This is a genomic window from Candidatus Contubernalis alkalaceticus (assembly GCF_022558445.1).
Classification (GTDB): domain Bacteria; phylum Bacillota; class Dethiobacteria; order SKNC01; family SKNC01; genus Contubernalis; species Contubernalis alkaliaceticus.
The window spans coordinates 2268191-2283219 of sequence record NZ_CP054699.1 but is presented as its reverse complement, the minus strand read 5'-3'; the positions used below and the strand labels follow the sequence as shown (position 1 = coordinate 2283219).

At 41.0% G+C, this 15029-nt stretch carries 13 protein-coding genes, 1 tRNA gene and 1 other annotated feature; of the genes, 13 read left to right on the top strand and 1 reads right to left on the bottom strand.

The features are described 5' to 3' along the window. Positions 1-27 precede the first annotated feature (27 nt). The 9 genes from nifK to HUE98_RS11420 all read left to right on the top strand — a co-directional run bounded on the left by nifK (position 28) and on the right by HUE98_RS11420 (position 8623). Positions 28-1392, top strand: a complete 1365-nt coding sequence (gene nifK / locus HUE98_RS11460; RefSeq protein WP_241420777.1) for a nitrogenase molybdenum-iron protein subunit beta — start codon at positions 28-30, stop codon at positions 1390-1392. Between the two features lie 162 nt (positions 1393-1554). Beyond that, on the top strand, positions 1555-2913 hold the full coding sequence (nifE, locus tag HUE98_RS11455; protein WP_241420776.1) for a nitrogenase iron-molybdenum cofactor biosynthesis protein NifE: 1359 nt from the start codon (positions 1555-1557) through the stop codon (positions 2911-2913). A gap of 138 nt (positions 2914-3051) precedes the next feature. Beyond that, complete coding sequence (locus HUE98_RS11450; protein WP_241420775.1) at positions 3052-4440, top strand: nitrogenase component 1; 1389 nt, start codon at positions 3052-3054, stop codon at positions 4438-4440. Further along, positions 4437-5345, top strand: a complete 909-nt coding sequence (nifB, locus tag HUE98_RS11445; RefSeq protein WP_241420774.1) for a nitrogenase cofactor biosynthesis protein NifB — start codon at positions 4437-4439, stop codon at positions 5343-5345. The genes HUE98_RS11450 and nifB overlap by 4 nt, the downstream gene beginning before the upstream one ends. Positions 5346-5449: 104 nt before the next feature. Beyond that, on the top strand, positions 5450-5761 hold the full coding sequence (locus HUE98_RS11440) for a 2Fe-2S ferredoxin (protein ID WP_241420773.1): 312 nt from the start codon (positions 5450-5452) through the stop codon (positions 5759-5761). Between the two features lie 67 nt (positions 5762-5828). Continuing rightward, positions 5829-6464: a Fe-only nitrogenase accessory AnfO family protein gene (locus tag HUE98_RS11435; RefSeq protein ID WP_241420772.1), complete on the top strand. Its 636-nt coding sequence runs from the start codon at positions 5829-5831 to the stop codon at positions 6462-6464. A 32-nt stretch (positions 6465-6496) separates the two neighbouring features. Further along, positions 6497-7279, top strand: a complete 783-nt coding sequence (gene modA / locus HUE98_RS11430; RefSeq protein ID WP_241420771.1) for a molybdate ABC transporter substrate-binding protein — start codon at positions 6497-6499, stop codon at positions 7277-7279. Positions 7280-7337: 58 nt separating this feature from the next. Then, positions 7338-7997, top strand: coding sequence for a molybdate ABC transporter permease subunit (gene modB, locus HUE98_RS11425; protein ID WP_241420770.1), 660 nt, complete (start codon positions 7338-7340; stop codon positions 7995-7997). A 5-nt stretch (positions 7998-8002) separates the two neighbouring features. Further along, positions 8003-8623 carry a sulfate/molybdate ABC transporter ATP-binding protein gene (locus HUE98_RS11420; RefSeq protein WP_241420769.1) on the top strand — a complete coding sequence of 207 codons (621 nt, stop codon included), beginning with the start codon at positions 8003-8005 and terminating at the stop codon, positions 8621-8623. 218 nt (positions 8624-8841) lie between these two features. Here the strand turns inward: HUE98_RS11420 and HUE98_RS11415 are convergent, their stop codons facing one another. Continuing rightward, positions 8842-10554, bottom strand: a complete 1713-nt coding sequence (locus HUE98_RS11415; RefSeq protein ID WP_241420768.1) for an IS1634 family transposase — start codon at positions 10552-10554, stop codon at positions 8842-8844. A gap of 250 nt (positions 10555-10804) precedes the next feature. Here HUE98_RS11415 and HUE98_RS11410 point away from each other — a divergent pair. From HUE98_RS11410 to thrS, 4 genes are all read left to right on the top strand, one after another. Next, a tRNA-Val gene (locus HUE98_RS11410) sits at positions 10805-10879 on the top strand. A gap of 293 nt (positions 10880-11172) precedes the next feature. Continuing rightward, a complete protein-coding gene (gene ytxC, locus HUE98_RS11405; RefSeq protein WP_241420767.1) occupies positions 11173-12063 on the top strand; it encodes a putative sporulation protein YtxC in 891 nt (296 codons plus the stop codon). A gap of 112 nt (positions 12064-12175) precedes the next feature. Then, positions 12176-12775: a DUF445 domain-containing protein gene (locus HUE98_RS11400; protein ID WP_241420766.1), complete on the top strand. Its 600-nt coding sequence runs from the start codon at positions 12176-12178 to the stop codon at positions 12773-12775. 46 nt (positions 12776-12821) lie between these two features. Next, positions 12822-13050 (top strand) — a binding site (T-box leader). Between the two features lie 52 nt (positions 13051-13102). Further along, on the top strand, positions 13103-15025 hold the full coding sequence (thrS, locus tag HUE98_RS11395; protein WP_241420765.1) for a threonine--tRNA ligase: 1923 nt from the start codon (positions 13103-13105) through the stop codon (positions 15023-15025). Positions 15026-15029 lie beyond the last annotated feature (4 nt).

Below are 15029 nucleotides of genomic sequence, written 5' to 3'. Positions count from 1 at the left end.
TGGAACCATTGAAGAGGAGGGAACAAAATGTTAGATTCTACACCTAAGGAAATGATTCAGCGTAAAGTCGGCCTGATTAACCCTGCCAAGACCTGTCAGCCCATCGGGGCTATGTATGCGGCTCTGGGTATTTACCGATGTCTTCCTCACAGCCATGGTTCTCAAGGGTGCTGTTCTTATCACCGTTCGCATCTTACCCGGCATTTTAGAGACCCTATCATGGCCTCCTCCAGTTCTTTTACAGAGGGAGCTTCGGTTTTCGGAGGCGGCGCCAATTTGAAGACTTCTATAAAAAATGTATTTGAAATCTATGACCCGGACATTATGGCTGTTCATACCACCTGTTTGACGGAGACCATCGGTGATGATATTCCTTCCATTCTCAGCACTGCTGAGGTGCCTGAAGGTAAACGGGTTATTTACGCCAGCACTCCCAGTTATGTGGGCTCTCATATAACCGGTTTTTCTAATATGACCACAGGGATGGTCAACTGTCTGGTGGAGCCTGGGGAAAAAGAGAAGAAAGAACAGGTAAACGTCTTACCAGGTTTTGTAAATCCCGGAGATATGAGAGAGATTAAAAGGATGTTAAAAGAATTGGGAATAAAATTTATTATGTTTCCCGATACCACCGGGGTAGTAGATTCTCCTATGACCGGTAGGTACCAAATGTTTCCCCGGGGTGGCGCCCGGGTTAAGGATATCCAAGATTCTGGCAGTTCTAAATTTACCATAGCCTTAGGATTTTTTGCCTCCAGTGAAGCAGCTTTCCTGTTGGACCGAAAATGTAGTGTTCCGCCGGTAGTTTTAAGGACACCTGTTGGTATTAAAGCTACTGATGAATTTTTAATGACTCTACGAAATCGATTTATCCAGGATATTCCCTATGAGCTGGAGGAGGAGCGGGGACAGCTGGTGGATATAATGACAGATACCCATTTTCATTTCCACGGCAGGAAAGTGGCCCTTTTCGGGGATCCGGATATGTTAACTGCTATGACAGAATTTTTGTTGAGCCTGGGGATGATTCCTGCTTACGTTCTCACCGGTTCACCCGGAGCGCTTTTTGAGAAAGAAATAAACACCATGCTGAAAGCGGCCGGGGTGGAAGGAAAGGTTAGGGCGGCCGGGGATCTGTTTGAACTGCATCAGTGGATTAAAAACGGCCCGGTAGACCTGCTGATAGGAAATACTTACGGTAAGTATATTGCCCGGGCGGAGGATATTCCCTTTGTCCGGCTGGGATTTCCGGTGATGGACCGCAGTGTTCATTCTTATCTTCCGGTGGTAGGATACCGGGGAGCCATGAGATTAATAGAAATGATAAGCGGAGCTCTATTGGATAGAGCTGACCGGGATGCGGCAGAAGAGGACTTTGAACTGGTTATGTAGCTCCATTGAGAAGTGGGAAGTGGGAAGTGGGAAGTGAGGTGTTGGAATAGATCCATTTTAATCAGGTAGTTTTATTAATTCAGCGGGATGAGAAACCAGATATAAGGCAATACTGCTCTGCTTTAATTCCATATTTCGCCTATCATAAAGGAGAGGTAAAAGATGAGTGTGTTTGAGCCCGGTTCAATTGTTGAAGAAAGGAAAGACTTTATTCATACTAAAGGAAGGCAGAAGAAGAGTCTAAAATGTGATAGCGACAGCATCGCCGGCTGTGTCAGCCAGCGGGCCTGTGTTTACTGCGGTGCCCGGGTGGTATTGAATCCTGTTACAGATGCGGTACACCTGGTGCACGGCCCCATCGGCTGTGCCAGCTATACCTGGGATATTCGGGGCAGCCTCAGCAGCGGTTCGGAACTGTACCGGAACAGTTTTTCTACCGACCTGCAGGAGGAAGATGTAATCTTTGGCGGAGAAAAAAAGTTGACAGCAGCCATCGACCAGCTGGTGGAAAAATACCCGACAAAACTGGTTTTTGTATATGCCACCTGTATTGTGGGGGTGATCGGGGATGATCTGGAAGCCGTCTGTAAAAACGCCTCCTTAAGGCATGGGATAGAGGTAATTCCTGTGGAGTCCAGCGGTTTTATCGGAAACAAGGCCGCCGGATACCGGGCCGCCTGCCATGCTCTGCTCCGCTTGATTAATTCGGGAGTTAATCAGGACAATAATAAAGTAGAGAAAATACCAATGAGTGTTAACTACCTGGGGGATTTTAACCTGGCGGGGGAGGCCTGGATTATTCAAAATTATCTCCACCCTTTGGGAATAAAGGTGAATACAAACTTTACAGGAGATTCCACCTACAGGTCTTTAAAGGATGCACCTAAAGCATCTTTAAACATTATTCAGTGTGCTGGTTCCATGGCTTTTTTGGCTAAAGAAATGGAGGAGATGTTTGGAATCCCCTATATGAATATTTCTTTTCTAGGGGTGGAGGATACATCTGGTTCTCTTTTGAGAATCGCTGAGTTTTTTAACAGCCATAAGGCCGTGAAAGCGGCGGAGGAGTTGATTAATAGGGAAGAAGAAATCGTAAAACCTCTGATAGAAGGTTACCGGAGGGAATTTCAGGGGAAAAAGGCCGCGGTTTACGTGGGGGGAGGTTTTAAAGCCATCTCTTTAATCAAGCAGTTCCGGGAGATTGGCATCGAAGTAGTGATGGTTGGGACCCAGACCGGGAGGCCGGAGGAATATGAGACTATCAGTGATATGGTGGAGGAGGGAACGGTGGTCCTGGATGATGCCAATCCCACTGAACTGGAAAAGTTTATGATGGAAAAGGAAGCTCATCTTTTGGTGGGAGGAGTGAAGGAAAGGCCTCTGGCTTACAAGTTGGGGATTGCTTTTATCGACCATAATCATGATCGAAAACACCCTTTAAGCGGCTTTGCCGGAGCTGTTAATTTCGCCGGGGAGGTATATTCTACACTATGTTCTCCGGTATGGAAGTATTTGAAGTAATTGTTTTTTTCGCCTGGGTATTATTTTTGGATAGAGACTGCTGCTGCTATTATAAAGCAGCAGCACCACCCAGTCATGAAAATAAGACAAAAGAAACCTCCCCTTGTTTTGTTATTAGTCAGGAAGGAGAGAAGGGAAATGAAAAAAGTAAACGAGAACTCATGTCATATGTGCATGCCTATGGGTGGCATTTTCTCCTTTAAAGGGGTGGAAAAGTCTATGGTAATTCTTCATGGTTCCCAGGGCTGTGCTACATATATGCGCAGGCATATTGCCGAGCATTTCAATGAACCGGTGGATGTAGCTTCCTCCTCTTTAAATGAAAAGGGGACCATCTATGGAGGGGAAAAGAATTTAAAGCAGGGACTAGATAATGTCATTAAAATATATAATCCAAAATTTATAGGGGTGCTGACCACCTGCCTGGCAGAGACCATCGGAGAGGATGTTGATAGAATTGTATCGGCCTATTTGAAGGAGAAAGGACTTGTCCACCTTTCGGCAGCAGCGGTATCTACTCCGGGCTATGGGGGAAGCCACAGTGAGGGATATTTAAAAGCTTGTCATCAAATTGTGGCGGCCCTGGCCAAAAAGAGTCCTGGACATAACAAAATAAATGTAATTGTGCCTAATATTAGCCCGGCAGATATCCGGGAGATTAAGAGAATTCTAAATATAATGGGGGTTGATTTTACCCTTTTTCCAGATTATTCCAATACCTTGGACCAATCTTTTGTTAAACCATATCAAAAAATGCCCACCGGTGGCACTAAAATCTCTGATATTCAAAGTATGTCGGGAGCTGTAGCTACAGTACAGACAGTACTTACAGCTGGAAAACAACCTACGGCAGGAGCTTATCTGGAAAAGGAATTTGGTGTACCCCTATACGAGACCCCAATTCCGCTGGGATTGGAAAATACCGATATTTTCCTTAATACAGTCAAAAGAATAACCGGGAAAGAAATTCCCCGGAGCCTGGGGGAAGAAAGAGGACGACTATTGGATGCCATGATTGACTCCCATAAATACAATTTCCAGGGAAGAAGTATCCTATTTGGAGATCCAGAACTGGTTCTGGCTGCTGTCGGTGTTTGTCTGGAAAATGGAGTGTTTCCAGTGGTGGTGGCCTCCGGCAGTAAGAATACCAGGCTGCAGCAGCTGCTTCAGCCCCGGTTTAACCAATTAAATAGAGAAGCTTGTTTTCTAACGGGGGCTGACTTTGTTAGTATCCGGGAGAAAGCGGTGGAGTACAAGGCAAATATTGCTATAGGTTCTTCTGAAGGCAAATATCTCACAGAAAAAGAGGGAATTCCTCTGGTCAGGTTTGGATTTCCCATTCACGACCGGGTAGGGGGACAGCGGCTGCTTTCGGTAGGGTACAACGGAACGGCCATGTTTTTAGACAGAATTACTAACACTTTGCTGGAAAATAAGCTAAATAACTATCGGAGAAAAATGTATGAAAGTTTTTATCGGGGAGAAAACAAGGAATTAATTGGAGCAGAATTGAGGTGGAAAGAATGAACTGTCGTGAAACCTGTTTCACAGATGTTAAAAAAAGTAATCCAGAAAAATTGATTAAAACTGGAAAGCATCCCTGTTTTTCTTATGAAGCCCATCATAAATATGCCAGAATGCATCTTCCAGTGGCACCCCGGTGTAATATTAAATGTAATTACTGCAGCCGTAAATATGATTGTGCAAATGAAAGCCGGCCGGGGGTAACCAGTACAGTTCTTTCTCCTACTTCTGCCCAAAAAAAATTTATTCAAGTAAGAAATAAAATTCCGCGGCTCAGTGTGGTGGGAATAGCCGGCCCGGGAGATGCCCTGGCCAACTGGGAGAATACAAAAGAGACTATAAAATTGATTAAAAAGGTTGATCCGGAAATTATTTTCTGTCTGTCCACCAATGGACTAATGCTTCCGGACCTGGCTCAAAAAATAGTAGACTTAGGAGTGAGTCATATAACGGTTACGGTTAATTGTTTGGACCCCCGGGTGGGAAGGAAGATTTACAGTTATGTCAGTTATAAAAGAATGGTTTATAAAGGCTTAGAGGGTGCTGAACTGCTGGTTAATAATCAATTTCAAGGGATAAGGCAGCTGGTGGATGAAGGGGTGGTGGTGAAAGCAAACATAGTCATGATTAAAGATATCAATACCCATCATATTCCGGATACTGTTAAGGGTTTAAAGAAGGCGGGTGTTTTCATAAATAATATTATGCCGCTAATTCCAGCTTTTGGCAGCCCCTTTGAAAATTATCCACAGACCAGCTTAGACGAGCTGGACAATATGAGGAATCTTTGTGAAACAGATCTGAAGCAGATGCGTCACTGCAGGCAGTGCCGGGCTGATGCTGTCGGCTTATTGGGAGAGGATCGATCTGTGGAGTTTATGCAGACTGAAAAAGCGATTAGCCAGTAAAACATGGGGATGTTTACAGTGTTCTCTAAAGTGGGCTATGGGCCGAAGAGAAGATGATGTGATGCCAGGTGACGGTTCAAAATCATATGAGGAGTGATTTTTAGGTGAAAAAACCAAAATATCATGTATTTATTTGTTCCAGTTCCAGAATAAATGGGCAGCAGAAGGGTTTTTGTCATTCTAAAAACTCTGTAAATCTGCTGGAGGAATTCATGGAGGAAATTGAAGAACGGGGGCTGGGGGGAGATGTTCTTGTGACCCATACCGGCTGCTTTGGAATTTGTGAAAAAGGCCCTGTGGTTGTAGTCTATCCTCATAACGTTTGGTACGGTGGAGTAACAAGTGATGATATAGAGGTAATCATGGATGAACATATTGAAGGGGGAAGTCCAGTAAAATCCCTGGAAATAAATTGAATGTCTTAAAAAAGGGTTACTTTACACTATAAAAGTGAACTGGCTCTATGGAAAGGGGAGAGGGTGAATGACCAGAGAAATCGCGGTGTATGAAGATCAATCAGGAGTTACTGCTTCTTTTGAACAGGATGGGAAAATTGTAATTTATCGGAAAATTAAAGGTGCATGGAAAGTGCTTCGAGAAAAAGGGCTTTTTGGGGATAAAATATTAAGCCTTAAGGAGCTGCGAAAGCGAATGGACAACATTACGGATTTTTTAGGGGAATGCAGAATTTTTGTAGGCGCATCCATAGCCGGTATTCCCTATTTTTCATTAGAGAAACATGGATGTAATCTCTGGGAAATTGAAGGAAGACCACAAGATTTTTTAGATTTAATTATTGAAAGTGAAGAAGAGGAAAAAAGCAGGGAGTCAGAAAGAAAATTAAAGGATATTTTGCCGATCCCCTTAGAGGTTTTTCCAGGACGCTATATTATTTCCATAAAGGAAATCCAAGAAAAAGACCTGGGGATAACCAGCAAGCAGGTGCTACGGCCCTATTTGCAGAAGGGCAGGTTCTATGAACTGGAGGTTACTGCCGGCCATGTCCCTCCCTGGTTGGAGGGGGACCTGATGGTTAATGACTTGAACAGCAGGGTGGATCAGGTTAGTGAAAATGAAATAAAAATAACGATTACAAAAAAGACCTGTGATGAAAAATAGATACTGTAGACAAAGGTTAGGAGGGGTGGGTTGTGCTGCGAAAAATGATTTTGATCACATTAATAACGGTTTTTGTTATTATTCTCATAGGAAGCTATACCCGCTTCTTCCCTGGAGAGGCCGAGGGCCATCAGAAAGAATTAACTGTAGCTGCAGCTTCGGACCTATATTTTGCTTTTCAAGAATTGGGTGGTTTGTTTGAGGAACAAACCGGGGTTACCGTCACCTTTCTTTTCGGGTCGTCAGGAAATTTGTCTCAGCAAATTATGCATGGAGCACCCATAGACCTATTTTTTTCTGCAAACAGGCAATGGGTAGAGCAACTGGAGCAATCGGGTCATTTGATTGAAAAATCCCAGAAATTGTATGCTAGAGGCAGGATTGTGCTTGCGGTCAACAAAAAATCCGGACTGAAAATAACTTCACTGGAAGATTTATTGTTCTCTGATATTGAACGGATGGCTATAGCCAATCCCAACCATGCTCCCTATGGCCAGGCAGCTAAGGAAGCCCTGGAGAGCGCAGAGGTTTGGCAGGTTTTAGAGGAAAAAATGGTATATGGGGAAAACGTGTCTCAGACGCTTAAGTTTATACAGAGCGGTAATGCCCCGGTGGGAATTATAGCCTTGTCATTAGTGGATGTTTTAGATATTGATTATTATATAATTGATGAGTCTCTACACAAACCTTTGGAGCAGATGATGGCGGTGGTAGCAGGTTCCCCTAATCAGGAGGAGGCTTTGAAATTCATCCAGTTTATGGAGAGTGATACAGGCAGGACTATTATGAAGAGTTACTGCTTTTTCCTACCTTGAATTTGTTAAGATCACAATGGTGCAGCTTAAAAATAAAGTTATCAGGGAGGGAAAGGCTGTGAACTGGTTTCCAATTCTATTGACTCTAAAAATAGCCGTATGTTCCACTCTAATTGTGGTCCTCACAGGAGTGCCCTTTGGATGGCTGATGGCCCGGGGGAAAATACCCGGAAAATCTCTCTTATCCTCTCTGGCAGCTCTGCCTATGGTACTGCCCCCTACGGTTTTGGGTTATTATTTACTGGTTCTTTTAGGAAGGCAGAGCTTTCCAGGTCGTTTTCTTCAGGAGCAGTTGGGGATAAGTCTGGTGTTTACCTGGCAGGCGGCGGTTATTGCCGCAGCCGTTGTTGCTTTTCCCCTGCTGTCAAGAAATTTCCAGGCCGCGGTGGAGACAGTAGATAAAGACCTGGAGGATGTGGCCCGCACCCTTGGAAAAACGGAAATACAGATTTTCTTTACCATAACCCTTCCCCTGGCAAGAAGGGGGCTGTTAGCTGGTGTGGTGCTGGCCTTTGCCCGTTCTATGGGAGAGTTTGGAGCAACTTTGATGGTTGCTGGAAATATTCCGGGTAAAACCCAGACCTTATCCATTGCTATTTATGATGCTGTGCAGTCTGGGAACAGCCAGTTGGCGGGGTTTTTAGTATTACTAATCAGTATTTCAACCGTAGTTATTTTGATGAGTCTTAACTTTTTAGATCAATTAAAAAAGTGGTGAGTATTTTGTTAAAAATTAAAATAAATAAGAAATTTGGTTGTTTTAAATTGCAAAAGGAATGGTCGGTGGATAAAGGAGAGGTAATCACCCTTTTGGGTCCTTCTGGTGCCGGCAAAAGCTTGACCTTGAAATGTATCGCCGGGCTTATTGAGCCTGAACTGGGGAAGATTACTGTTGACGACCAGGTTCTTTTAGATACCGGGGCTGGAATTAATCTTTCTGCTAGAAAAAGAAAGATAGGATATGTTCCTCAGAATTACGCTCTTTTCCCACATCTTTCTGTAGCTGCAAATGTTTCTTTCGGGTTACAAGAGAGAGACAGGGGAGTCAGGGAGCTAATTATTGAGCAATTACTGCAGAGTGTGGGGCTGGTTGATTTAAAGCATAAATTCCCAGGGCAGCTTTCTGGTGGGGAAAAGCAGAGGGTGTCCCTGATCAGGGCTATAGCGGCAAAGCCCAGGGTTCTTCTTTTGGATGAACCCTTTACTGCGGTTGACGCTCCAATGAGACAGATCTTGAGGGATGAGGTCAAGGATTTTTTACGGAACTCTAACATACCTGTAGTGTTAGTAACTCATGATCCTCAGGACGTTTCTCATCTGGAGGCAAAGGTTTGTTGTTACTAAGTAGAATTAATCAATATTGGCTTCCAGGCCAAGACTGGGGATAGATTTAAAAACATTGATTAGCTGTTAATCTGTTTGGGGAAAAACCAAACTTGATTTTTATTGTCACAGCTTGTATAATCCCGTATTTGACACTTGATAGAAATAAAAATCCTGCAACACCTTGATATTAGGGTATTTGCAGGATTTCATGTTAATGTAAAAAGTGCGTAATGTTTTTATGATTTTGTACTTTTAAAAATTTTTTTCATCATACTTGTAGTAACAATCTGATAGTCAGTGCGAAAGCCAAAAGCTTCATGTAAGGCATCAGTAAAATCTGTTCTTGTATATATTGGTTCATAACCTTCACCCTTAATTACTTTGAAATTCATTTCGCGCAATTCACTAATAATTTCATGACATGTAAAATTTTCACTAAGCTTCTTTTCCAGTAATCTATAAATAATTAATGATATAAAGCAAGTGTTGAAATGTGCTTCTATCCTATCATCATTACTTAAATATACAGGTCTTGCTTTAAACTCGCTTTTCATAATTCTAAAACATTCTTCTATTTCCCATCTTCTATGATTCACCTTAATTATTTCAGTGGCATCATCATCAAGATTGGTACAAACCCCATAAAAACCATCAAATGCTTCTTCTTTTTGGATAAGAACGGTATCAATATGATATATTTCATTTTCTGCAACTTCACCGTCTGGAGTGCAGTTTGTTTTATGAATAAATCTTTTGTAATCGTTTTGCCTGCATTTCTTTATTTTTGCAGGGTTAGTATCTATTGTTTTTTGAGCTCGTTCTATTTGAGAATTGCGGATTTTGCGCTGATAATCCCTGTATTTAATGGAGTATGTTACAATAAGTTTTTGCTCAAAACCGTTCTCTTTAATCCAGCGCTCCTTGTAAAAGACTTTGTTTTTATCCTTATTCTCATCAAGTTTGGAGATATCATAAGATTTCATATCTCCCGAACGTTGCCAGCCATCTGTAGCAAGTGCCCATTTTTTAAGGTGTTTTTTTAATTTTTTTATAGACTGGGTTGTAATGAAAGCTCGATCATCCTTATCATTAAACTTTCGATTAGCCTCAGAAGCAAGACCGGCATCGGTGCAGACGATAAACTTAGAAAGCTCAAAATCGGATAAAATCATCTTTTCTAAAGGTTTTAATGTGAGCTGTTCATTCATATTTCCCCTATTAATACTAAAAGCAAGAGGAATACCGTCCCCATCCATAAATAGACCCATTTGAACAATAGGGTTTGGTTTATGCTCTTTTGATGGGCCGTATTGCTTTTTGCCTTCTTCTTGTTCAATTTCAAAAAAGTAATTGGTGCAATCATAGTAAAGAATACCGGTATTCCTCTTGGAAACCTTTAAACTGTTTTCATATAATGAGGATTGTATAAAATCTGTTTCCTTAGCCAAAACTTCAAGAGCTCTATATATTTGATGGAGATCAAAATTCGGCTGCTCTATAAACTTCTTAGAAAGTTGATAAGTCGCGAGTTTTGAAGAAGGGAAGATAACCCTGCCATAAATCAGTCTGGAAAGAATTGAATCCAAATCAAAATTGAATTTATACTTCTGAGTTATTTTCTTACAAATCTTATGTATTCCGAGTTCATAGTAAATTTTTTGCAGGAAAAGATATCCACCGTTAAAAGAGTGCTGTTCATCTTTGTTGATCAGTTTTGAGGGAGAATATTTAACCAGCACTTCTCGTTTTGTTTCTTTTTCTTTCTCGTTAAGCTCCTCAATATACTTTTTTGCCCATTCAATGGGATCTTGGCCGTTTAATTTTTTCTCTAACTCTGTAATGGTTCCGAGTTTTTCTACAATTTTAGTAGTGCGCTTATTCTTTTCAATAACATCTTTTATTACATAAAGTGAAGTGGCATTTTTAGATTTTGAAAACGATAATCTCATAAAGTCAACTCCTCCAATCCCTTATATTATACCACATTACGAGGCATTACGAAAGATAAACTTGGCAAATTTGACAAAAAAAATAAGCCTTTTCAAAGGCTTGAGCGATTTTTTATTATTAAACTGTCAAAGACCCGTGTTCATTATTCAACTGTCAAAGACCCGAGCTGTTAATCTGTTTGGGGAAAAACCAAACTTGATTTTTATTGTCACAGCTTGTATAATGAATAGTAGTTGAATAAGAAAATGTGGGTCGTTAGCTCAGTGGGAGAGCACCTCCCTGACGCGGAGGGGGCCGCAGGTTCAATACCTGCACGACCCACCACTTATAAAATAACACCATTACAGGTGTTTTTTTGTTTTTATCTCTTTTTTTTAGGGTATAAGCCCCCACCTCTAAGCGTTAGCGTAGGTGGGGCTTTTAATCAGGTGGAGTAGAGCTCCACCTGATTCCCCGATTTTAAAGCTTGCTGAAACGAGTTCACCGGTGACACTTTTCGGGGTTAACTTCCCCAAATTAAATAGAAAATTATAAATATGTTTTTTCTTCCCTTCTATTAAAGTATACAAAATTTTTTTGAAACATATAATAAATTGATAAAGGAGGGAGAAGGAATCATGAGCAGTACTGGTGGGATAATTGTTGTAACAGATAAATACCATTCTAAATTTAAAGAAAAGTTCATTTCATACAAAAATAATGTAAAAAGAAATATGGCCGCGGTAAGGTTTAAAGAGATGCATAGAGATGGTATTCCTTTTTTGTTTTTTTTCTTAGATGTTAAAAAGCCCTTAAGTAAAGATTATAACAACTTATTAAAACAACATATGTCTCATTTCATTTGTGATTTTATCATGAATTATATGAGAGATACGGTATTGGAGAATCTGATAAAGAGGAATTATTCCTATTTCAGCCAACGGGAAAGGGAGATTATACTTGAATTAACTCAACAAGAATTAAATGAACAAAACAGTGCTAAAAAGTTTAATGAGAAAAAGGTCTATATTATAGATAGCATACAGCATTATTTTCAGGAAAAAGAATATATGAACCTAGAGGGTTTTGTTAATTTCCGCCTTAAGAAAATTATTGCAGGCTTAAAATATAGTGTTGAGTCTTCCATAGATGAACTTTTGATGGAACAGGAATACCAAGAATTTCTAAAGTTGTTAAAATATTTTGTTACCCTTCAAGAGCCTAAAATTGAACAGGTTCACATTACAGCGGATCAGGAGGGGTCTTTACAACTTAGAGATGCTGAACAGCGACTATTAGACTATTCTTTCCCCGTAAGTAATGGCCTGAATTTATTTAGTTCAAAGATACAAAAAGAGGATTTTATAATTAGTTTTTTGGTTAACTTTGCTCCTAAAAAAATTATAGTTCATCAGGTCTTGTGCTGTTATTATCCCAAGGCGGTGGAGGCTATTTTAAACATATTCAGTGAAAGAGTAGTGATTTGCAAGAAATGTAAACTGTGTCAGGGGCAGAAGCTCCAATTATAAATTTTTCTATAGAAAGGTTTGCTGTTCAGCTATTAAAAAACCGTAAAGGTTTTTTTTTATGTTTCTTTTTGTTAAAATAGAGACATAGAATGGCAAAGGAGACGTTTCCTGCATGTATTTGTTTATATTTTTACCTGTAATCGGCGGGTTGATTGGTTGGCTTACCAATATAATTGCTTTAAGGCTTCTGTTCCGTCCCTTGACTCCTGTAACAATACCTTTTTCTAAATATAGTTTTCAGGGTTTAATCCCTAAGAGGAAGCTGGCGCTTTCCCGTTCTATTGGGGATATTGTGGAAAAAGAACTGCTGTCCCGAAGAGATATTCTCCAGCAGGTTAATTATGATTCAATGGAAAGGGAAGTTTTGTCGGCTTCAGAGAGGATAATTAAAGGTTGGACTGAGGAGAAGCTGACCAATTTTATTCCTCCTGGAATTAAAAAAATCCTACATGAATATATTGCTGACCTGGTAAAAAAAGAATTGAGTATCCATGTAAAAGTAATCATGAGAGATATGATTCATAAGGCCTGGGATGAAGTTAATATTAGTAAAATGGTAGAAGATAAAATGAACAAGCTTTCCCTTGAAAGGGTAGAACAGATGATAATATTTATAGCTTCTAAGGAGCTTAAACATATTGAATATTTGGGGGCAGCTCTGGGTTTTTTCATCGGCATAGTTCAGGCTGGGGTGGTTTATATTCTACAGTAACTTGACATGCTTTAGAATAAGCATTATAATTTTTTTAAATTTAAATAAAAAAGCTATGATGAGAAAGAGTAGGTTAGATTACTTCTAAAAAAGAGAAAGGCGTCTCGGCTGAAAACGCCTTTAGAATATCTGACTGAAAACCATCTCTGAGCAGTACAGGTGAAAGCCCTCCGGTAAATAATCTGTGCCGTTTTCTCCCCGTTACGGAGAGCTTGAGTTCTTGTGAAAGTTAGTTTAATTAGGGTGGAACCGTGGGAAGTTTTCCTGCCCCTTTAGGGGTGGGTTTTATTATTTTGAGTTAAAAATTTTTTTAAGAGGGAGATGTTTATGAATAATAATATTAAAATTACCTTTCCAGATGACACTCAAAAAGAATTTCTTAAGGGGATTACTCCACAGGAAATATTAAACCAGATGGGAGGCCGATTAAAGAAAGAAGCGCTGGCGGCCCAAATTGACGGAAAGTTAGTTGACTTGAGCTGTCCTATATCTAGTGACACTCACCTTTCCTTCATCAGATTCGATGACCCTGAAGGCAGCAGTGTATACCGTCACAGCTCAAGCCATATATTGGCCCAGGCGGTGCAGAGGTTGTTCGGTAAGGTGAAGCTGGGGATAGGACCTTCTATAGAGAACGGTTTTTATTATGATTTTGAGGTTCCCCAATCCTTTACTCCTGAAGATCTGGAAAAAATAGAAAAAGAAATGAAAAAAATTATAAAAGAGAATCTTCCTATTGTAAGAAAAGAGCTGAGCCGGGAGGAAGCTTTATCCCTGTTTAAGGAAAAGGGAGAAGATTATAAGGTGGAACTGATCCAAGATTTACCCGTTGATCAGACCATCAGTTTTTATCAACAGGGAGAATTTCTGGACTTGTGTGCCGGCCCCCATGTTCCTTCTACAGGAAAAATTAAGACCGTGAAATTGTTGAGCCTGGCTGGAGCGTACTGGAGGGGTGATGAGCGAAACCCTATGCTGCAGCGCATATATGGGACCTCCTTTATCAAGCAATCTCTGCTGGAGGAATATTTGAATCGTTTGGAGGAGGCCAAAAAGAGAGACCATCGTAAACTGGGCAGAGAATTGGACCTTTACAGTATGCATGATGAGGCTCCGGGGTTTCCCTTCTTTCATCCCAAGGGCATGATACTTAGGGAGGAGCTTTTGAAATTTTGGAGGCAGGAACACCAGAAGGCCGGTTATCAAGAGATTAAAACCCCTATTATTTTAAACCGTAAGCTTTGGGAGCAGTCTGGGCACTGGGATCACTATAAGGAGAATATGTACTTTACCAAAATCGATGACCAGGATTTTGCCATCAAGCCTATGAATTGTCCCGGGGCCATGCTGATCTATGGTAACCGAATGCACAGTTACCGGGAATTTCCCCTCCGATATGCAGAACTGGGATTGGTCCATCGTCATGAACTCTCCGGTACCTTACACGGATTGCTGCGGGTAAGGAACTTTACCCAGGATGATGCCCATATTTTTATGCTGCCCTCTCAGGTAAAGGGGGAAGTAAAAAAGGTGATAGATTTGATTGACACTTTTTATAAAGTTTTCGGATTTACCTATCATGTAGAACTGAGCACAAAACCTGAGAAGGCCATGGGCTCCCAGGAGCTCTGGGAGACTGCTACCCATGCTCTTCGGGAGGTGTTGGTGGAGAATGAAATACCTTTTAACATTAATGAAGGTGATGGAGCTTTTTACGGGCCCAAAATTGACTTTATTTTAGAGGACTGCCTGGGGAGAAAATGGCAGTGCGGCACAGCTCAATTAGATTTTCAGATGCCTGAAAAATTTGACCTCTCGTATATTGGTGAAGACGGACAAAAGCATAGGCCGGTTATTATACACCGGGTAGTTTACGGGGCTATAGAAAGGTTTTTTGCTCTTTTAATAGAACAATACGCCGGGGCATTTCCTCTCTGGTTGGCGCCGGTACAGGTCATCCTTTTACCTATTGCCGACAGGCACTTTGAGTATGCCCGGCAGAATGCCAATTATTTACGGGATGGAGGTTTCCGGGTAGAAGTAGATGAACGTAATGAAAAAGTTGGTTATAAGATAAGGGAGGCCCAGGTTCAGAAAATTCCTTATATGCTGGTTGTAGGGGATAAAGAGATGGAAACAAATCAGGTATCCGTCAGGAAACGAGGAGAAGGTGATATGGGCCCGCAGTTGTTAGGTGTTTTACTTGAGACCTTAAAAAAGGAGAGAAAAGAAAAAACTTTGACTAGATAGTTTA